The sequence below is a fragment of the Celeribacter sp. ULVN23_4 genome (genome assembly GCF_054788345.1).
Genome location: NZ_JBTVYO010000008.1, coordinates 82815 through 101915 on the forward strand (window position 1 = coordinate 82815; position 19101 = coordinate 101915).

The following is a 19101-nucleotide window of genomic DNA, read 5'->3' on the forward strand; positions in this document are numbered from 1 at the left end:
GATCAACTCTTTGATTTTTAGGCAAGAAGGCTCTTAGCTCCCCAAATATCGCACATATAACCGCGAATTGTGCGATCAGAGGAGAACCAGCCCGATCGCGCGACGTTCAAAGCCGCCATTTCGGCCCATTTTTCCGGATTTTGATAGGCGGCATCGACCTCACGCTGGGCGCGCCAGTAATCGGTGAAGTCTGAGCAGACCAAGAAATAATCCGACCATGTCAAATTATCGGCGATATGCGCATAGCGGCCCGGATCTTCGGGGCAGAATGTCCCGTCGCGCAGGGCGTGAAGCGCCCGTCCGAGGCGCGGATCGGCGTTGATTGCCTGTTGCGCGTGATCGGGAATCATCCGGCGTTGCATCACCTCATCGGCGAGCATCCCGAAGAGGAAGAAATTTTCCTCGCCGACATGTTCCCGGATTTCCACGTTCGCCCCATCGAGCGTGCCGACGGTCAGCGCGCCGTTGAGGGCGAATTTCATATTGCCCGTGCCGGAGGCTTCCTTGCCTGCGGTCGAAATTTGTTCCGACAGATCAGCGGCCGGGATCAGCCGCTCCGCCAGCGAGACATTGTAGTTCGGCAGGAAAATGACCTGCAGATAATCACGCGTCGCGGCATCGGCATTCACGACTTTCGACACATCGTTGATCAGCCGAATGATGTCCTTCGCGAAGTGATAGCCCTGCGCCGCCTTGCCCGCGAAGATTTTCACCCGCGGCGTCCAGTTGGCATTTGGATTGTCTTTGATCTCCTGCCAATGCGCGATGGCCTCAAGGATATTGAGGTGCTGGCGCTTGTATTCATGCATGCGCTTGATCTGCACATCGAACATCGCGTCGGCATTGAGTTTCACGCCATGCGTCTGCGCCACGTAATCGACCAGCGCCTTTTTGTTGTCCGCCTTGACCGCTTCGAACTGTTTGATCCAGGATTTCTTCTTGATCGAAGGCTCAAGTTTCTCCAATTGTTCGAGATCATCGACCCAGCCATCGCCGATCGTGTCGGTGATCAGCGAAGACAGCGCCGGGTTGCAATTGTGCAGCCAGCGGCGCGGGGTGACGCCATTGGTCTCGTTGACGATCCGGTCCGGGTGCAGCTCGTGCAATTCCTTGAACACGGTCTTTTTCATCAGGTCGGAGTGCAGCGCAGACACGCCGTTCACACGGTTGGCGACGATGAAAGACAGCTCCCCCATTTTAACCTGCCCGTCCGAACGGGCCGACAGGGTGCGATGCGGGTTGGCTTTGTAATGAGCGTCATCGATGCGGTTGATGATGTCCAAATGGCGCGGCAGCAGGCGACCGAAGAGCCGTTCGTCCCAACGTTCCAAGGCCTCAGGCAGAAGCGTGTGGTTGGTGTAATTCATGCAGCCATGCACGATCTCAAGCGAGTCATCGAAGGACAATCCGCGCTCGTCATGCAGAATGCGGAGCAGTTCCGGACCGGCGATGGCCGGGTGCGTGTCGTTGAGCTGAATGGCGACCTTGTTCGGCAGATCGCGAATGTTGTCATGATTGCTGTCAAAACGGCGCAGGATGTCGCGGATCGACGCGGCGGAGAAGAAGAACTCCTGTTTGAGACGCAGTTCCTTGCCCGCCTCGTTGCTGTCTTCCGGGTAAAGCACGCGCGAAATCGTCCGCGCCAGCGCCTCATGCTCGGCGGCAGCGGCAAAATCGCCGGAGTTGAACAGGCCAAGATCGAACGGATCGACAGCGCGCCCGGCCCAGAGCCGCAGCGTGTTGGCCCATTTGCCTTTCCAGCCGATGATCGGCGTGTCGAACGCCTCCGCCTGAATAAGCTCCGCCGGACGCCAGAGCGTCTTGCCATTCTCGTAAATCACATCGCCGCCAAACCCGAGGGTGAAGCGCACTTCGGGGCGCTCGAACTCCCATGGGTGCGGCTCCTGTAGCCAGGTCTCCGGACTTTCCATCTGGCGCCCGTCGACAAAGCTCTGTTTGAACAGACCATTCTCATAGCGAATGCCATAGCCCATAGCCGGACAGCCGATGGTGGAGAGACTGTCGAGGAAACAGGCCGCCAGACGACCAAGCCCACCATTGCCCAGCGCGGCATCCGGTTCGTCATCGAGGATCGTGCGCATATCCATGCCAAAGCTTTCAAGCGCGTCCTTGACCTCTTCGACCATTTCGAGATTGACGATCCCGTCTTCCAAAAGACGCCCGATCAGGAATTCCATCGAGAGGTAATAGACCCGCTTGCCGTCCCGCTCATAGGTCTTGCGCGTCGAGGCCACCCAGTGATCCACCATCCGGTCGCGAATTGCGTGCGACAGCGCCATCCGCCAGTCGAAAAACTGAGCATGCTCCGGATCTTTGCCCATGGTGTAAGTGAGATGCTTGAGAAGAGCATCACGGAACTCGGAGGATGTGCGGGCTTTTCGCGCCATGGGTCACCTTATGGAAACTAGAGGGAGGATCGGACTAATGACAAAGGGAGATCATACATATTCAGCTAAAACTCTATGAATCCCTATGGCAAGGCACAGCCCAAAATTATGGCTGCACTGCAGCATTCCTAGCCCGAAAAGAGCGAAATATGCCAGTGTTTTACGCAGTACATTCTTGTGAGCGCAACCATTGCCCTCTTGCGGCCCCTCGCTTGCTGAAACTTTCAAGAACAGGCTTTAAAGGCGAAGCATGACAGTTTTGTGCAACACCTGATGTCTTCACGATGACGGCGAAAAAGCACCGCTTCAGCGCCTTGTCCCCCGTCACGGCCGCCCCGAAGTGAGAGGTAAAAAACTCCCGCAGCGACACGTCGCGCGGGGTTAAATCAGGATCAAATAATAAGCGGGGAGAGCCTTCGCCCTCCCCACAGATCACAGATAGCTGGTCGGAATCGCTGTGGTGAACTTCAGTTCTTCCATCGAGATCATCGAATTGACCTGACTGAATTCAAGCTTTTGGATCATTTGCTTATACACCGCGTCGTAAGTGGCCATGTCGGGCGTGACGACTTTGAGAATGTAATCCACTGTGCCCGTCAGACGATACGCCTCAACAACCTCGGGAATTTCGTCGATCAGCTCCCGAAACTTGTTCAGCCAGTCGATTTCATGCCGAGAGGTGCTCACGCCGATAAACACCGTCAAAGGCACGTTGGCACGGGTCTGATCCACCAAAGCCACGCGCTTTTTGATGACCCCAGCTTCTTCCATCCGCTTGATCCGCCGCCAACAGGGATTGGCAGACAGCCCGACAGCCTCGGAGATCGCCTGCATCGGCGTTTCGCTATCGTTTTGCAGAATTTCGAGAATGCGTTGATCGATCTCGTCGAAAGTAATGCTTTCAATCGGCTTCGACCCGGTCTTGCGAGGACGGGCTTCTGTCATGTTGATACAAACTCCATAATTACACCTGCTGAAAATTCGGGGCCGACGGCGAGGCCGGAAGTGGTCTCGCACATGCTCACATTCACATCTGCAAGGAAATCTTTTACCGCATCAAGGCTCTTCACCTTCACGCGCAGAACGGTAAAGGCGTCCTGCGCCGTCGCACCGAGATCAAACTCGGGGTAAGCCGCCGCCATACGTTCCGCCGTCGCCAGAATGAGCGGGGCGGAATTCGAGCCTGTCGTCACCGTTGTAAACCCGTCCTCCGTGCTTACAGCGCCAGCAGCCCAGAGCCGGGCAAAGCCTTTTGCGTCGTCTTCCGGCGTCTCAGAGATCGCGAGGATGGCATCGAGGCCGCAGGCCGTATTGGCATGTTCCAGCAGCTCCGGCACCCAGACGGTCTCGCGTGTCTTATGCTGGCACATAAACACCGTGCCAAACGGCGTTTCCTCCGGCGTAAAGGCCACGGTCGAGAAGGCTGCAATCCCTTCCGACCCATCGGGCAGAGGCACCGGGCGGGAAAAACTTCCAAGACCCTGCGTCGTGATCCCAAGTTCCGAGAGCGCCTTGGCCGCCCCTTCTGCCGTATCGATCCGGCAGGCGATTGCATGCAGCCCCTGCCCTTTGGACGCCAACATCTCGCGGCGGCTGACGTTCTGCTCTGTCGGCGTCAGAATGCCCAGCAACTCGAAATAGTCATCCGGGAACATAATGGTGTAATTCGCGGTCCCCTTGGCGGCGGAATGCGTACCGCGCGGCGAGAGAGTAAAGCCAAGCGCTTTATATTGCGCGGCGGCGGCATCAAGATCATCGACGAGCGCAAAGCAATGGTCGATGCCTTTCACGGGATGGGTCATTTCAAAATCTCCAGAGGGGTTATTTGCGGACAGGGGCCAGAACAATTTCCGGCAGACTGATGCCGGGCTGCATCTCGGCGACGAAAAGCGCGGTTTTTGCCATGTCTTCGGGTTGAATCATCGCGGCCATTTTCTCCGCATCGAACCCCGGGCGTTTGGCAAGCAAGGGCGTAGCGACTTCGGCCGGGCAAAGTGCGGTCGAGCGAATACCATTTTTGCCCTCTTCATCATTGAGGCTGAGCGACAGGTCGGACAGGGCGTGTTTCGAAGCGCCATAGATCGCGCCACTTACCGAGGAATGGAACCGACCTGCCCAGCTTGATGTGTGGATCATCACACCGTCTTGTTGCGCACGCATGATCGGCAGACAGGCCGCAATAACATTGAGCGCGCCCGTAATGTTGACATCGACCACCTGATCCCAGCTTTCCCAGTCGAGATCGGCCCATGTGCGCTTCGGGATATTGAGACCCGCATTGTTACAAAGCACATGGAGCCCGCCTGCCCAATCCGCAATGTCTTGCGCCGCTTCAGCCATGCCAGCGCGATCCGTAATGTCGCCAGGCACGATCAACACGTCGTCCTGAGATGGGAAATCAGCCGCGACTCGCTCCAAGCTGTCGCGATTGCGAGCCGTCAAAGCGACGCGATAGCCCGCTTCCGCAAATCCCAGTGCCATCGCCGCCCCGATTCCGGAGCCCGCCCCGGTAATCCATGCGCATTTTGCCATATGTTTTGTCCCATTGATTTCATCCCTGAGAGAAGACTGAACCAATTTTTAGGCTGAGTATAGAAATTTTTTCCAATCTTGCCTTAAATGTTGGTTTTTTATGTTGACGCTCACCATGCTGTGACGTCAGGTAAAACAGCAACAAGACCGCACTCACCCTTTAGAGGGCAACCAATCGACCGGGAGAACTTAAAAATATGACTTTTACGTTAAAAAAGGCGGGACTGACACTCGCCATGACCGGAGCCATCAGCTCTGCCGCATTCGCGGCCAGCACGCAAGAAGAAGTCCAGAAGGGCGGCACTGTCGTCATTCATATGATTTCGGAACAACGCATCCTCAATCCGGGTCTACGCGCCTCCACCGGCGTGTACAACATCACCGGTAAGATCATGGAACCGCTGATCGACAAGAGCTATGAGGGCTACGAGCCCATTCTGGCGACCGAATGGTCCGGCTCTGAGGATGGCAAAACCATCACGCTGAAACTGCGTGAAGGCGTCAAATGGCACGACGGCGAGCCCTTCACCTGTGACGACGTGGCCTTCTCCGCCATCGAACTGTGGAAAGAGCTGCTGAACTATTCTTCCGCGCTTCAGGCCAACCTCGAAAGCGTCGACTGCCCGGATCCGCACACCGCAGTGTTCAACTACTCCAAGCCGATGCCGCTTGAGCTTTTCGTTGCCGCCATGCCCGATCTGGGTCACCCGGTGCCGAAACACCTCTATGAAGGCACCGACATTCTCAAGAACCCGTACAACACTGCCCCCGTCGGCACCGGCCCGTTCAAATTCGTCGAATACGAACGCGGTCAGTACGTGATGGCCGAGAAAAACGAAGACTACTGGCGCGAGGGGTATCCCTACCTCGACCGCGTTGTCTGGCGTTTCATCAAGGACAAATCCGCCGCCGCCGCCGCACTTGAAGCTGGCGAAGTGCAGGAATCCGGCTTCATCGGCGTCTCCATGGCCGATGTCGATCGTTTCAGCAAGGACGACCGTTTCTCTGTCGGCACCATGGGCTATGAAAACAACGTCGCCCACTCGACCGTCGAGTTCAACCACCGCAATCCGATCCTCGCCGATCTGAAAGTGCGTCAGGCGATGTATCACGGCCTCGACATCGACTATGCGATCAAGACCATCATGCATGGTTTTGCGAAACCGGGCCGCGGTCCGATCCCGAGCGCTGGCGGCATCAACTATACCGACGATGTTCCGACCTATGATTACGATCCGGAACTCGCCAAGAAGATGCTCGACGAGGCTGGCTACCCGGTTCAAGATGATGGCTACCGCTTCCACCTGCGTCACCGTCCGGCGCCTTGGGGCGAATACACCCAGCTTTGGGCCGAATATTACGCCCAAGCGATGAAAGAGATCGGCATCGACGTCGAGATCCTGACCAACGATGCACCGGGCTTCCTGAACGGCGTTTACCGTGACCACGATTTCGACACGGCCAACGGCTGGCACCAGTTCCGGTCCGACCCTGCTGTCTCCACCATGGTTTGGCTCCGTTCCGGCCAACCGGAAGGCACCCCTTGGTCCAACCAGTTCGGCTGGAAAGACGAGGAAATGGACGCGATGATCGACGCTGCGGCTTCCGAGCTCGATGTCGAGAAACGTGCAGAGATGTATCACGAGATCCAAGCGCGTGAGATGGCCGAACTGCCGGTGATATTCGCGATCGAACATCCGTTCATCTCCGTGACCTCAAACAAGCTCCACAACCACCACAACACGCCGCGGTGGAACTCCTCGAGCTGGTATGATCTGTGGATCGAACACTGATCTGACACTCTGGCGGGCGCGCCTCCCCTCGCGCCCGCCCTTTTCCCTTCCTGCCCTCCTTGCACACGATCCCGAAGGATCCAAAGACAATGACACTGCACATGCCTCCGATCCTGGCCTACGCGCTTCGGCGTCTCGTTCAGGCCATCCCCGTGATCATCCTGATCATGATCGGCACTTTTCTTCTGCTCAAACTCGCGCCCGGCGATACGGTCGACGCACTGGTCGGAGACATGGGCGGGGCCGACGCCGCCTTCATCGCGCGGTTGCGCGCAGAATACGGCCTTGATCAGCCGATCTGGGTTCAGCTCTGGCGCTATATGGTCAAACTGGCGTCCTTCGATTTCGGCTGGTCCTTCGTCTATGAACAACCGGTCTCGACCGTCCTCATGGAACGTCTCGGCACCACGCTGATGCTGATGGCCTCCTCTCTGAGCATCGCCTTCACCGCAGGGATCATCCTTGGTGCCATCGCCGCACGCCGCGCCTATTCCGCGACGGACAACCTGATCTCCATCCTCGGCCTCGTGTTCTACGCCACGCCGTCCTTCTTCCTTTCGCTCATGCTGATGCTGGTCTTCTCCGTGAAACTCGGTTGGCTTCCGGTTGGCGGGATCAAAACCATCGCCGGTTTTTACACCGGCTGGGATCACGTCTGGGACGTGGTGCGCCACCTCATCATGCCGACCGCCGCGCTGTCGCTGATCTATCTGGCCTTCTACCTGCGCTTGATGCGCGCCTCCGTGATGGAAGTGGCCGATCTCGACTATGTCCGCACCGCCCGCGCCAAAGGCGCTCGCGAAGGCCGCCTGATGACCCACCACATCATGCGCAACGCGCTTCTGCCGGTGGTCACGCTTCTGGGCCTGCAATTCTCCACGGTCCTCGGCGGCTCCATCGTCGTTGAAACCATCTTCACCCTGCCGGGGCTCGGCCAGTTGGCCTACCAGTCCGTCGTGCAGCGCGACATGAACACCCTGATGGGCATCATCTTCCTCTGCGCCATCATCGTTGTCGTCGTCAACTTTCTCACCGACCTGCTCTACGCACGTCTCGACAGCCGGATCGAACTCTCATGACCCTCGCCGATACCGAAATCGCCCCGCCCGAGCCGCCGCGTTACGTCATGTTCTGGCGTCGCTACAAACGCAACCGTGCCGCTCTGCTTGGCCTGTTCCTCTTCGCTCTCGTTGTGCTCATGGCTTTGACCGCTGGCATCATTGATCCCGGTGATCCGCTGCGTCGTGCAGGCGAACCTTTGACGCCGCCCTTCGTCAATTGGTCCACGCCTTTGGGCACCGACCAGTTGGGCCGCGATGTGCTCTCCGGCGTCTTCTATGGTGCCCGCATCTCGCTCCTGATCGGTGTGGTCGCAACCCTCGTCGCCATCGTCATCGGCGTCGTGATCGGCGCTTTGGCAGGCTACTTCGGCGGCTGGGTCGATGACGTGCTGATGCGCATCACCGAGGCCTTTCAAACCATCCCGAACTTTGTCCTCTTGCTGACGCTCGTCGCCATCATGGGCTCCAAGATCGAATGGATCACGCTGGCCATTGGCATCGTGAGCTGGACCGCCCCCGCCCGCATGGTGCGTGCCGAGTTCATGTCGCTCAGAAACCGTGAATTCGTAGACGCCGCCCGCAATTTGGGCGTGTCGAACACCTCGATCATTTTCCGCGAAATCCTCCCCAATGCTTTGCCGCCGATCGTGGTTTACGCGTCTGTGATTATGGCACTGTCGATCCTGATGGAAAGCGCTCTCGCGTTCCTCGCACTGGGCGACCCGAACTATGCGAGTTGGGGCAACATGATTGGCCAAGGCCGCGCCGTGCTGCGCTCCGCCCCCTATTGCGCCGTGATCCCCGGCGTCGCGATCATCCTCACTGTGCTGTCCTTCTCGCTTCTGGGCGAAGGGCTCAACGATGCGCTCAATCCGAGGCAGAAGAAATGACCAAGACACCTCCTCCCGTTCTCGACCTGTGCAAGCTTGAGATCTCCCTGCCCAAGGGCGCGGATCGTCCCTATGCTCTCGAAGGCCTAGACCTGACCATAAACGCGGGCGAAATCGTTTGTCTGGTCGGCGAAAGTGGCTCGGGTAAATCGCTCTGCGCGGGGGCCATCATGGGCCTTCTGCCCGAACCGCATGTGCGCGTCACCAGTGGTGCGATCCGGTTCATGGGCGAAGAGTTGCGCGGCAAATCGGATGCCGAGATGCGCAAGCTGCGTGGCGCGGATATTTCGATGATCTTCCAGGAACCGATGACCGCGCTCAACCCGCAGAAAACTGTCGGCTGGCAAATCGACGAGGTGCTGCGCCTCCACACAAAGATGAATAAAACGGAGCGCAAAGCCCGCGCGCTTGAGATGTTGGAGCGCGTGCACATCCCCGAACCCGCCTCGGCCTATAACGCCTATCCGCATCAAATCTCCGGCGGCCAGCGTCAACGCGTGATGATCGCCATGTCCTTGGTGCTCTCGCCGAAACTGATCATCGCGGACGAGCCCACCACGGCGCTTGATGTGACGACCCAGCTTCAAATCCTCAAACTCATTCGCGAGTTGCAGGAAGAAGAAGGCGCCGGCGTTCTCTTCATCACCCACGACTTTGGCGTGGTGGCGGAGATTGCCGATAAGGTCGCGGTGCTCTGTCGCGGCGAGCTGGTCGAAAGCGGCACCACCGATGCCGTTCTGAACCACCCTCAGCACCCCTACACCAAGGCGTTGATCGGGGCCGTCCCTGCCCTGACCCCGCCGCCGGTGAAAGCCGCCTCCGAGGCCCCCGTGGTCCTCAAAGGCACGGGACTCAAAAAGACCTTCGCCGCACGTGGTGGGCTTTTGTCTGGCAAGCGCAAGGCCGTGACCGCGGTCAAAGACCTCACCTTTGAATTGCGCCAAGGCGAAACCCTTGGGGTCGTCGGCGAAAGCGGCTCTGGCAAGACCACCGTCTCGCGCATCGTCACCCGGCTTTTGGAATGCGACCAAGGCTCTGTCGAACTGGACGGAACCGATCTTCTGGCCGCCACGCCGAAAGAATTGCGCGCCCTGCGCCAGCACATCCAAATGGTGTTCCAAGACCCGATGGCCTCGCTCAATCCCCGAAAACGCGTGGTCGATCTGATTGCGCAAGGCCCCATCGTGCACGGTGCCGACCCGAAAAAGGCCCGCGAAGACGCCAAGAAACTCTTGGAATTGGTCGAACTGTCCCCTGCGGCCGCCAACCGCTTCCCGCATGAGTTCTCCGGCGGTCAGCGTCAGCGCATCGGCATCGCCCGCGCGCTTGCGATGGAGCCGAAGGTGATCGTCGCCGACGAACCCGTCTCCGCGCTGGACGTGTCGGTGCAGGCGCAGGTGTTGAAGCTGCTCGCAGACCTGCGCGACCGGCTTAACCTCTCCTTGCTGTTTGTGACCCACGATCTTCGTGTCGCCGCTCAGCTCTGCGACCGGATCATCGTCATGCAAAAGGGTGAGATTGTGGAAAGCGGCCTGACCGCCGAGGTCTTCGCCAATCCGCAGCACCCTTACACGCAGAACTTGCTTTCTTCCATTCCGGGCCGCGACTGGACACCCCCGTCGCTGCACACGGACGCCGCCTGAGGTTTTACTATGTCACTGGAATTTAAAGATATCCGCAGCGCTTTGATCGGTGAAGGGGCGGCCATGTCCGGCCCCTTCGGGCCCCGCGCCCTGATCTATGCCGATTATGTCGCCTCTGGCCGCGCGCTCGGGTTTATCGAGGACGCGATCCGCACCCATGTGCTGCCCTATTACGGCAACACTCATACGGAGACTTCTTTCGTGGGGCGTCGCACCACCCAGCTGCGCGAGATGGCGCGCGAGGCGGTGCGCACGGCGGTCGATGCGGATGAAAACCACGCGGTGATCTTCACCGGATCCGGCGCGACCGGTGCGGTGGACAAGCTGGTGCGGGCCTTCGCGATGAAAGGCCTCTCTGAAGGTGTCGTCTTTGTCGGCCCCTATGAGCACCACTCCAACGATCTGCCGTGGCGGGAAAGCGGGGCGGAGCTTGTCCGTATTCCCTTGAATGCGGCGGGCACGATCTGCCTTGAAACGCTTGAACGTGAGCTTAAGTCGCATGACGGCATCGCGCTCAAAATCGGCGCGTTCTCTGCCGCCTCCAATGTGACCGGCGTGCGCACCGATCTGCGCGCGGTGGCCCGTCTCCTTCATGCCCATAACGCCTTCTGCGTCGCCGATTTCGCCGCCGCCGCGCCCTATATGCCGGTGGAACTGGCGGAAACCTCGGAAGGTGCAGGAGACCGCATCGATGCTGCCGTGCTCTCCCCGCACAAATTCCCCGGCGGCCCCGGTGCCTCCGGCCTTCTGATTGCAGAGCGCAGCCTGTTCGACACCGCCCGTCCCACAATGTCCGGCGGCGGCACGGTCCGGTATGTAACCTCCGAGGGACATAGCTACATCACGGACCCGGAACACCGCGAAGAAGGCGGCACGCCCGCCATCGTCGACAACATCCGCGCGGGCATGGTGATGCAGCTCAAACGCGATATGGACGAGGCCCGTGTCGAGGCCCGCGAAACCGTCCTGACCCGCCGGATGGAAGACGCCCTGCGCGCCATTCCGGGGATGGAGCTTTTGGGGCCGTCCAACGTGCCGCGCCTCGGGATTTTCTCGTTCAATCTGCGCGTCCAGGGCAAGCTTTTGCACCACAACTATGTCGTGGCGCTGCTCAACGATCTCTTTGGCATTCAGGCCCGTGGCGGCTGTTCCTGCGCCGGGCCTTATGGTCATGCGCTTCTGGACATCGATTTGAGCAAAAGCGCCCGTCATGAAGCTGCCGTCACACACGGCCATTCTGTGTTCCGCCCCGGCTGGGCGCGCTTTGGTGTGAACTGGTTCTTTGACGACGAAGACGTGGACAAGATCGCCACCGCGATCCGGTTCGTGGCCGAACATGGTCTCGACATGCTGTCCTATTACCGCCTCGACGCGGTTGAGGGCATCTGGCGCGCCACGCCAACATTTGAAGACACCTGCCCGCCCGCGCTTTCCACGCTTTGGCACGCGCAGGGCGCAGCAGAAGAAACCGTGCCTGATTTCGCCACCTGCCTTGCGCAGGCCAAGGATTTGGCCGAAGGCGCGAAAGGCATGACCTGCGCCTCGGGACCGGAACTTTCGGCGGAGGAGGAAACTCTGCGTTGGTTCTGGCTGCCGCAGGAAGTGACAGGATTGACCACTGAAGGGGCTGCATGATGTCTGTCGAATTTCCCAAATCCCTCTGGGCTGCTACCGCGCCGGAACGTCCGCTCTCTGCCCCCCTCTCGGGCGTGGAAGAAACGGATGTCGCCATCATTGGCGCGGGGTTCACCGGGCTGTCCGCCGCCATTGAAGCCCGCAAACGCGGCCGTGCGGTGACGGTGCTTGAGGGCAAGGCCGCCGGATGGGGCGCGTCAGGACGCAACAATGGTCAGGTCATTCCGATCCTGACCTCCGCCGAACCGGACGTTTGGGTGTCGCGCTATGGCGATGCGGGCAAACGGATGGTCAAACTCATCGGCAATTCGGGCGATGTGCTGTTCGATCTCGTGCGCGAGTTTGACATGCAGGCAGAGGCCGAACAGAACGGCTGGTTCCAACCCGCACATAGCCCCGGTCGTGTGAAACTCTCTGCGAAACGTGTGGAGGCATGGTCACGCCACGGATTCCCCGCAGAGCTTAAAAACGCTCAGGAATGTGCCGATCTTCTCGGCACCGATTTCTGGTACGGCGGCATGTACAACCCCACGGGCGGCCATATCAATCCGCTCGCACTCGCACGCGAAATGGCGCGAGTGGCGGAGCATCTGGGCGCTGTGATCCATGAGGAAAGCCCCGTCACCTCCTTCGAGCGGGTTGGCAATGAATGGGTGCTCAAGACCCCCAATGGCACGCTCAAGGCCCGCGCTCTGATCATGGCCAGCAACGCCTACACCGGCGAGCTTGCCCCACGCCTTGCACCCCGCATCGCGCGTTCCGTCGTGCCGGTGCTGAGCTGGCAAATGGCGACAGAGCCAGTGGGCGACAACCTGCGCCAAAAAATCCTGCCGGGCCGTCAGGCGGTGTCAGACACGCGCGGCGATCTGCGGTTCTTCCGCTATGATGCGCGCAACCGTCTGATCACCGGGGGGGCCGTGATGGGCTCGTTTGACGTTGCCAACCGTGTGCGCAAGAAAGCCGCGAAGAACCTTGCGGAGGCCTTCCCCGAGTTGGGCGTGCCGGAAATGACCCATGTCTGGTCTGGTTACATCGGGATGAACTGGGACCGTTTCCCGCGCGTCCATAAACTTGGCCCGGATGGCTGGGCCTGGATCGGCTGTAACGGACGCGGTGTGGCGCTTGGCACCTCTTTGGGCCGCGAACTGGCCCGCGCCGCGACCGGCCAGCCCGAGGACGAACTTGCCCTGCCCGTGACCGAGCCACATCCTTTCCCGGTGCACGGCTTTGTGCGCCGCTTTGCCCCCACCTATCTCGCCTGGCTCAAACGTCAGGACCATAAGGAAATCAACCTATGACGGAGACACCCATGGCAGATGCCAAAGGTATGGACCTCAACGACATCCCGATCCTGCTGCGCCGCAAAATCGAGGCGATGATCCTCAAGCATGTTTTCGACGTGATTACCGAGCGTTCCGGGCGTGAAGAAGCGGAAGCCGTGCTGGACGCCGCCGTGTCGAAATCCGCCATTGAACAGGGCGCGATGCTGGCCGAAGAACTGGGCCATGTGCCCGACCTCACAGATTTCGCCGCGATCCAGCCGAACTGGACCCGCGAGGATGCGCTCAGAATTGAGACCATCGAGATGTCCGAAGAAAAGATGGATTTCAACGTGGTGAAATGCCGGTACGCGGAGATGTATCAGGAGATGGGGCTGGGCGATATCGGCCACCTTCTGTCCTGTAACCGCGACGGCGATTTCTGCATCGGCTACAACCCGGAGATCGAAATGACCCGGACCCAGACGATCATGAAAGGCGCAAGCCACTGCGATTTCCGTTATAGAATGAAGAAGGAGGCCTGAGATGGCTGTCGAGAATTGGGTCGCCAAACAGGTCACTGAGCTGACGGAGTTCCGCCGCGATCTGCATATGAACCCCGAGCTTTTGTATGACGTCAACCGCACCGCGCAGAAGGTGGCCGAGGCGCTTCGTGCCGCTGGCGTTGACGAGGTCTATGAGGGCATCGGCAAAACCGGTGTCGTCGGCGTGATCAAAGGCCAGAGCAATACGTCGGGCCGCATGATCGGCCTGCGCGCCGATATGGATGCGCTGCCCATCATCGAGGAAACCGGCAAGCCCTACGCCTCGCAAGTGCCGGGCAAAATGCACGCCTGTGGTCATGACGGGCACACCACCATGCTTTTGGGTGCGGCGCGTCATCTGGCCGAAAGCCGGGCGTTTGACGGCACAGTGATCGTGATCTTCCAGCCTGCCGAAGAAGGCGGTGCAGGGGCGCGGGCGATGATCGAAGACGGGCTGTTTACCCGCTGGCCCTGCAATGAGGTCTACGGCATGCACAACCGCCCGAACCTTCCGGTCGGGCAGTTCACGATCAATTCCGGCCCGATCATGGGCTCGGTCGATGAGGTCAAAATCACCATCACCGGGCGCGGTGGCCACGCGGCGCGGCCTGAGCAGACGATTGATCCTCTGCCGATCGCAGGCGCTTTGTTGCAGGCGGTGCAGACCCTCACTTCCCGCAACATGGACCCCATCGACAGCGCGGTGATTTCGCTCTGCACCATTCAGGCGGGCAATGCGTTTAACGTCATTCCCCAAGACGTGACGATGACCGGCACCGTTCGGACACTCCGCGAAGGCGTGCGTGACATGATCGAAGAGCGCCTCACCGAGATGGTTGCCAATATCGCGGCGGCTTTTGGCGGCGTCGGCAAAACCGAATATATCCGCCACTATCCTGTGACCGTGAACCATGACCACGAAACCGAACTGGCCGCGAAAGCCGCGCAAGAGGTCGCTGGTGTCGAGAGCGTTCACCTCGACATGCCTCAAACCCTTGGTGGCGAGGATTTCTCTTTCATGCTCAACGAGGTGCCCGGTGCGATGATCAATATCGGCAACGGCCCTTCTGCTGCGCTCCATCACCCGAAATACGATTTCAACGACGATGTGATCGCTTGGGGCAGTTCCTATTGGACCACGCTGGTGCGTCAGCGCCTGCCGCTCTCCTGAGACTAAAGCTCTCCCCTAAAACAAAGAAAGCGGCCCGACGTTACGTCTGGGCCGCTTTTCTATACCGCGCCGTACATCCTTCGACGCTCAAAGCATTACTCGGAGAGAGCCGCCGCGTCGTTCCAGCGGATGTTCTTGAGAAACTCCATCTGCGCCTCACTTTCGATCCACACAGGGTTCTGGCGGCGCGTCACACGGATCGCTTCTTCGTTCTCCATCCCATGCCAGATCAACATGCTCGCAAGCAAAGTCCCTGTCCGGCCCTTCCCGGCCCGGCAGTGAAACGATGTCGGGTGCCCCTGTTTCAGATGCCCGGCAACGTCTTCGCAGAGCGCCAAAGCGTCCTCAGAAGTCGGCGCGCACTGGTCATCAATCGGCAGATAGATGCTCTTCATCCCGAACCCTTCGATGATGTCCCGCGCCGGTTCCTTTTCGGAGGTCAGGGTCACGAGCACCTTGATTCCGACACGGGCGAGCGCCTCCATGTCGCGTCGGGGTTCTTCGAGCAACCCCGGTTGCGGACAGCCTGCCAAAAGACCCGGCTCCAGCCATTCGAACCCGCGCGGTCCGTAATACGACGACAAATATGTTGGACGTGGATAATTTCCAAACATCTTGGTTTCCCTAATGTATTTTTTAATTGAGTTCCAACGCGAGGCGGAGATCAAGATCCCAGAGGAATTGTTCGAGCCCAAAGTCCGTCAATTTGCTCTTCCGGGCAAGGGCTGCACCCGCTTTATCGGGTGCGACCCCAAGGCAGATGAACAAGGCACCAAGCAAGCGCAACGCAGCATCGCTCTGTCGCATCGTTCGCAGTAGAACCGTTCGACCTTCTGCCAGAACATCGACGATATCCTTGGCCATCTTGATAACGGTCTCTTCATTCGCCAGCCCCAGCGACCCCCATTGAGCATCCGCGCCAGTCCGCTTCAGACATTGATCCGAAAGCTGAAACTCCGTATCGGCCTGCCAAATGCAGCAAGAGCATTTCGGCTCGGAGGCGTACCAGAACTTGTTCGGAATGATCCAACCGCAATCCCCCGCAGGAAGAAGTTCTTCTATAAGGCCATGCGGAAAGGTGCGGAATTTCGGGTCCAGCGCATGGATTTCTGTGCCCTCCCGCGGGATCACCAAGCCATGTGTCTGCCGAAAATGCTCGACGTCAGGGCCGGATTTGCCCGACAGAAAGGTCTCCGTATCGCAATCGGCCAGAATCCGGCCACCACCGAGTAAGATGACCCGTCGCCATTCGGGAGAAATCAAGTTCATCTGGTGCGTCGCCATGAGAACAAGCCGGTCCTTCGCCAGTTCCAAGAGCACCGTAAGAACCGCTTCTGCGTCGGCTTCCAAAAGCCCCGCTGTCGGCTCATCAACGCAAAGCACCTGCCCTGACTGTTGGAGTTCTTCGCTCAGAAGATGAAGACGGAATTTGGCAAGGCGCGCGGAGCTTTCTGCATCCACCGCGGCTTCCCGTGGCCGTTGCGCCAACAGAGCGGCGCAGTTCTCGCTGTGATAGGGGTGACCGTGACACCGTGCTTCTTTGAAATCAGCCGTCAGGCCCTGCTCGGCAAGACCTCCGGACAGAAACCGGAACAGTGTGGACTTGCCGCTGCCCATCGGGCCGATCAGCCCGACCAAGCCCCGCGATGGCAAGGTGAGAGAAACGCCTGACAGGATCGTTCTCTCCGGGCTGCGGACGTTCAGATCAACCAGTTCAATCGCGGTTTCCGTCATGAAAATTTACGACCCTGTCGCACCTTAAAATTTGCCGCGCATAAACTGGCCGAGAAGCACAGCGCGGAATTCCTCCACCTCTGTCGTCTCGCCATCCATCACGATGCCAAGGGCTTCATGGTTCGGATCGACCGGGTTCCAGACGGCGATGAGACGTTGCCCCAGCTTGCCTTGCAAATGGGTCAGAAGCGCCAATTGAGGATCTTCGATCTCAACGCTCTCCTGAGAAGCAACCGTGTCTTGAGCAACGGTGGACGTATCTTGAGGGGGCGCTGAGCGCACCGAGGGGGCTCTCTCAGGCAGAGGGGAATAAGCGCTTCGCGTCGGTTTGAGAATTTTCGTCGCCTTCGCGATCGGAACGATCTTTTCGCTGACGTCCTGAGCCTCGCTCCGCGGCGCCAACATCAGCTCAACGGAGAACCCGGCATCCTCATTCAAGTTGTCTTCGAAACCTTCAAACTCCTGCTTCAAATCGCCGGAATTGTTTAAAAAATTCGTAATCTGCTCCCGCAGCTTTGTCGCTAGACCAGACATATTCTTATTCGAAACCAAAATTGTTTTCTCTCGTGCGGGCGTCGTTTCAGGATCAACATATCGCAAGCCAAACACACGTTGCCTCGCCACGATCAGACCGATCCGGCCAGACGCTTCAACAAGCCAGATGATCTGCGGCAGTACTGCGCTCGACGCCGACTGCATGAGTGCTTTGAATTTTTCTTCCGTCGCCAAAGCGCCATCGATCTGCCGACGCACCGAAGCGCCAACCGGAAGGCTCAGGACATCAGGAACAGCAACACGCGTTGTCATCTTACCCCATCAATTGAGATATGAGCGGGCACCTGAGGCCCCCGCTCGATTGTTTCCATCAAGCTCAGAGCGCGTCTGCGAGCGGGCCAGCTGCCATGCGCGACTTCGCCAGAACCATACCGACGTTGGCGCTTTTGCTGCAGACGAAGCAAATGGCGTGCTGCGGATATTTCTTGGAGCGCATGAACACGTGCAGCAGGTTTTCCGAGAAGATCAGGAATTCCTGAAAGTAGTAGTGCTTATCCGCCGTCTCACCGCGAGATTTGTTGAAGGAGTTCTCGATGTGACGGACGGTCGGACCGTCGAACAAATCAGCTGTCGCTGCCGCAACCATATCCAGGACTTCCTGCGGATGAGAGTCCAACGTCTTGACAGACAGCAACAGCCCCGAGGACATGTCAACATAACCGCCAGCAAGACATTCAGGGATGGATTTCATTGCATCATGAAGAGCTTTATCGAGCGACATTTGCGTTCCTTTGCATAGTAGTCGGTACGTATTGTTTTGGGAGATGCGATAGGCTGAATCTGTCGCGCAACTCAAGAGCGAGCACGACAGCCAGAGAATCTTCCCCTACGCGAACCTCCAGTAGGTTTTGAGCCTTTCGGAAGGTGCGCGCCAGAGGCCATTGTGCCTCACTTTCCTCAGGCAGCGCCCCGAGTGTCCGATCCAGACGTTTTTTGATTTCGGCGTAGAGCGCCCCCTTCTCCACCTCGGGAATTTCGGCGAAAAGGTCTTTGATCTCGCTGAGTTCATTGGACCATCCAACGGCCAAACCGGCAACGTCTTCAAAGCGCTTCGCTTGCGGTTCTGCCGGCTCCACAGGCGGTTCAACAGGTGCCTCGGCAACACTGGGTTGGCTCGACCGGAAGGGGATGGCCTTGGACAATTTCTCTTGGCGCAGTTCATTGATCGTTTCGCGCACAATGGCGTAGAGCCGCGCACCGCCCGACGCCGCCCAAGCCGCATCGTCCGAGGAGGCGCGGATGGCACGGGCACTGGCATCGACCAGAAGCACCAAAGGGAAAAACTCGGCGGACAGATCGCTGACCCGGTTCAAAACACTCCGACGTGCCTCGCCGTCGAGATAATCGGCACGGTTAATGACAAGGATGGACTTGTCCAGAATGTCCTTGCGAATGCCTTCGACGATGTGAATTTCACTGAGACACCACGCGCGCTGCGCCATCGTGCACCAGATAATGAAATCTGCATCATCAATCGCTTGGGCCGCGAGTTTCGTCAGCGTCCCGTTTTCACTGACCGATACCTCGGACCAGATCACATCCGCGAAGTCCTCGTCGGGCGCCAACGTCGACACCCGATCCGTCGTCTTCATCTGCGCAACGCTGATCGGCATTTTTGAGACCTGTTCCCAGTCGTCCGACGTCACCCCGCCCGACGCAGACACGCTGTCCGGCAAAGCCTTGGCGTTGAGCAGATCGATATGCAGAGGCGGCACGTTCGAAGGCTCGATCGAACTCTCAAGCAACGTACGCCGCAGCAGCAGGTTGGTGAGTGCTGACTTTCCTGAATTGAACTCACCGACAACCGCAACCCGGACAGGCTCACGCGCCTCCGCCGGTTTGTTCAGTTGAACAACATTTACCATCTGAACACTG

17 protein-coding genes are annotated in these 19101 nt (G+C 58.8%); 8 read left to right on the forward strand and 9 right to left on the reverse strand.

Features of this window, described 5'->3' with window-relative positions; genetic code table 11:
* Positions 1 to 17: 17 nt before the first annotated feature.
* From ACYBHZ_RS16040 to ACYBHZ_RS16055, 4 genes are all read right to left on the reverse strand, one after another.
* Complete coding sequence (locus tag ACYBHZ_RS16040) at positions 18 to 2408, reverse strand: glycogen/starch/alpha-glucan phosphorylase (protein ID WP_460275300.1); 2391 nt, start codon at positions 2406 to 2408, stop codon at positions 18 to 20.
* Positions 2409 to 2840: 432 nt separating this feature from the next.
* Positions 2841 to 3353, reverse strand: coding sequence for an Lrp/AsnC family transcriptional regulator (locus tag ACYBHZ_RS16045; protein ID WP_460275301.1), 513 nt, complete (start codon positions 3351 to 3353; stop codon positions 2841 to 2843).
* Positions 3350 to 4210 carry a VOC family protein gene (locus ACYBHZ_RS16050; protein WP_460275302.1) on the reverse strand — a complete coding sequence of 287 codons (861 nt, stop codon included), beginning with the start codon at positions 4208 to 4210 and terminating at the stop codon, positions 3350 to 3352. Before ACYBHZ_RS16050 ends, ACYBHZ_RS16045 begins: the two co-directional genes overlap by 4 nt.
* A 19-nt stretch (positions 4211 to 4229) precedes the next feature.
* Positions 4230 to 4940 (reverse strand): SDR family oxidoreductase, encoded by a 711-nt coding sequence (locus tag ACYBHZ_RS16055; RefSeq protein ID WP_460275303.1) that lies wholly within the window; start codon positions 4938 to 4940, stop codon positions 4230 to 4232.
* Positions 4941 to 5137: 197 nt separating this feature from the next.
* On the opposite strand from ACYBHZ_RS16055, the gene ACYBHZ_RS16060 reads away from it, so the two are divergent.
* The 8 genes from ACYBHZ_RS16060 (at position 5138) to ACYBHZ_RS16095 (ending at position 14937) form a co-directional block, all read left to right on the forward strand.
* Entirely contained in the window at positions 5138 to 6733 is a 1596-nt protein-coding gene (locus tag ACYBHZ_RS16060; RefSeq protein WP_460275304.1) for an ABC transporter substrate-binding protein, read from the forward strand.
* Between the two features lie 89 nt (positions 6734 to 6822).
* Positions 6823 to 7812, forward strand: coding sequence for an ABC transporter permease (locus ACYBHZ_RS16065; protein WP_460275305.1), 990 nt, complete (start codon positions 6823 to 6825; stop codon positions 7810 to 7812).
* Entirely contained in the window at positions 7809 to 8684 is an 876-nt protein-coding gene (locus tag ACYBHZ_RS16070) for an ABC transporter permease (RefSeq protein WP_460275306.1), read from the forward strand. The genes ACYBHZ_RS16065 and ACYBHZ_RS16070 overlap by 4 nt, the downstream gene beginning before the upstream one ends.
* A complete protein-coding gene (locus ACYBHZ_RS16075; protein WP_460275307.1) occupies positions 8681 to 10327 on the forward strand; it encodes an ABC transporter ATP-binding protein in 1647 nt (548 codons plus the stop codon). Before ACYBHZ_RS16070 ends, ACYBHZ_RS16075 begins: the two co-directional genes overlap by 4 nt.
* Before the next feature lie 9 nt (positions 10328 to 10336).
* Positions 10337 to 11962, forward strand: coding sequence for an aminotransferase class V-fold PLP-dependent enzyme (locus ACYBHZ_RS16080; RefSeq protein WP_460275308.1), 1626 nt, complete (start codon positions 10337 to 10339; stop codon positions 11960 to 11962).
* Positions 11962 to 13260 carry an NAD(P)/FAD-dependent oxidoreductase gene (locus tag ACYBHZ_RS16085; protein ID WP_460275309.1) on the forward strand — a complete coding sequence of 433 codons (1299 nt, stop codon included), beginning with the start codon at positions 11962 to 11964 and terminating at the stop codon, positions 13258 to 13260. The genes ACYBHZ_RS16080 and ACYBHZ_RS16085 overlap by 1 nt, the downstream gene beginning before the upstream one ends.
* Positions 13257 to 13766 (forward strand): L-2-amino-thiazoline-4-carboxylic acid hydrolase, encoded by a 510-nt coding sequence (locus ACYBHZ_RS16090; RefSeq protein ID WP_460275310.1) that lies wholly within the window; start codon positions 13257 to 13259, stop codon positions 13764 to 13766. Before ACYBHZ_RS16085 ends, ACYBHZ_RS16090 begins: the two co-directional genes overlap by 4 nt.
* A 1-nt stretch (position 13767) precedes the next feature.
* On the forward strand, positions 13768 to 14937 hold the full coding sequence (locus ACYBHZ_RS16095; protein WP_460275311.1) for a M20 aminoacylase family protein: 1170 nt from the start codon (positions 13768 to 13770) through the stop codon (positions 14935 to 14937).
* Positions 14938 to 15032: 95 nt separating this feature from the next.
* On the opposite strand, the gene ACYBHZ_RS16100 is transcribed toward ACYBHZ_RS16095, so the two are convergent.
* The 5 genes from ACYBHZ_RS16100 to ACYBHZ_RS16120 form a co-directional block, all read right to left on the reverse strand.
* The gene (locus tag ACYBHZ_RS16100; protein WP_460275312.1) at positions 15033 to 15551 is read right to left on the reverse strand and encodes a protein-tyrosine phosphatase family protein; all 519 of its coding nucleotides are present in this window, start codon (positions 15549 to 15551) and stop codon (positions 15033 to 15035) included.
* 22 nt (positions 15552 to 15573) lie between these two features.
* Positions 15574 to 16671, reverse strand: a complete 1098-nt coding sequence (locus ACYBHZ_RS16105) for an ATP-binding cassette domain-containing protein (RefSeq protein ID WP_460275313.1) — start codon at positions 16669 to 16671, stop codon at positions 15574 to 15576.
* A 24-nt stretch (positions 16672 to 16695) separates the two neighbouring features.
* On the reverse strand, positions 16696 to 17400 hold the full coding sequence (locus ACYBHZ_RS16110) for a hypothetical protein (protein WP_460275314.1): 705 nt from the start codon (positions 17398 to 17400) through the stop codon (positions 16696 to 16698).
* Between the two features lie 142 nt (positions 17401 to 17542).
* Complete coding sequence (locus ACYBHZ_RS16115; RefSeq protein WP_460275315.1) at positions 17543 to 17947, reverse strand: hypothetical protein; 405 nt, start codon at positions 17945 to 17947, stop codon at positions 17543 to 17545.
* Positions 17934 to 19091 carry a dynamin family protein gene (locus ACYBHZ_RS16120; RefSeq protein WP_460275316.1) on the reverse strand — a complete coding sequence of 386 codons (1158 nt, stop codon included), beginning with the start codon at positions 19089 to 19091 and terminating at the stop codon, positions 17934 to 17936. The genes ACYBHZ_RS16115 and ACYBHZ_RS16120 overlap by 14 nt, the downstream gene beginning before the upstream one ends.
* Positions 19092 to 19101: the final 10 nt, after the last annotated feature.

What these genes read in the sequence shown, in the direction of transcription:
- ACYBHZ_RS16040 (WP_460275300.1), bottom strand. Translation starts at nt 2,408, where the DNA reads ATGGCGCGAAAAGCCCGCACATCCTCCGAGTTCCGTGATGCTCTTCTC.
- ACYBHZ_RS16045 (WP_460275301.1), bottom strand. Translation starts at nt 3,353, where the DNA reads ATGACAGAAGCCCGTCCTCGCAAGACCGGGTCGAAGCCGATTGAAAGC.
- ACYBHZ_RS16050 (WP_460275302.1), bottom strand. Translation starts at nt 4,210, where the DNA reads ATGACCCATCCCGTGAAAGGCATCGACCATTGCTTTGCGCTCGTCGAT.
- ACYBHZ_RS16055 (WP_460275303.1), bottom strand. Translation starts at nt 4,940, where the DNA reads ATGGCAAAATGCGCATGGATTACCGGGGCGGGCTCCGGAATCGGGGCG.
- ACYBHZ_RS16060 (WP_460275304.1), top strand. Translation starts at nt 5,138, where the DNA reads ATGACTTTTACGTTAAAAAAGGCGGGACTGACACTCGCCATGACCGGA.
- ACYBHZ_RS16065 (WP_460275305.1), top strand. Translation starts at nt 6,823, where the DNA reads ATGACACTGCACATGCCTCCGATCCTGGCCTACGCGCTTCGGCGTCTC.
- ACYBHZ_RS16070 (WP_460275306.1), top strand. Translation starts at nt 7,809, where the DNA reads ATGACCCTCGCCGATACCGAAATCGCCCCGCCCGAGCCGCCGCGTTAC.
- ACYBHZ_RS16075 (WP_460275307.1), top strand. Translation starts at nt 8,681, where the DNA reads ATGACCAAGACACCTCCTCCCGTTCTCGACCTGTGCAAGCTTGAGATC.
- ACYBHZ_RS16080 (WP_460275308.1), top strand. Translation starts at nt 10,337, where the DNA reads ATGTCACTGGAATTTAAAGATATCCGCAGCGCTTTGATCGGTGAAGGG.
- ACYBHZ_RS16085 (WP_460275309.1), top strand. Translation starts at nt 11,962, where the DNA reads ATGTCTGTCGAATTTCCCAAATCCCTCTGGGCTGCTACCGCGCCGGAA.
- ACYBHZ_RS16090 (WP_460275310.1), top strand. Translation starts at nt 13,257, where the DNA reads ATGACGGAGACACCCATGGCAGATGCCAAAGGTATGGACCTCAACGAC.
- ACYBHZ_RS16095 (WP_460275311.1), top strand. Translation starts at nt 13,768, where the DNA reads ATGGCTGTCGAGAATTGGGTCGCCAAACAGGTCACTGAGCTGACGGAG.
- ACYBHZ_RS16100 (WP_460275312.1), bottom strand. Translation starts at nt 15,551, where the DNA reads ATGTTTGGAAATTATCCACGTCCAACATATTTGTCGTCGTATTACGGA.
- ACYBHZ_RS16105 (WP_460275313.1), bottom strand. Translation starts at nt 16,671, where the DNA reads ATGACGGAAACCGCGATTGAACTGGTTGATCTGAACGTCCGCAGCCCG.
- ACYBHZ_RS16115 (WP_460275315.1), bottom strand. Translation starts at nt 17,947, where the DNA reads ATGTCGCTCGATAAAGCTCTTCATGATGCAATGAAATCCATCCCTGAA.
- ACYBHZ_RS16120 (WP_460275316.1), bottom strand. Translation starts at nt 19,091, where the DNA reads ATGGTAAATGTTGTTCAACTGAACAAACCGGCGGAGGCGCGTGAGCCT.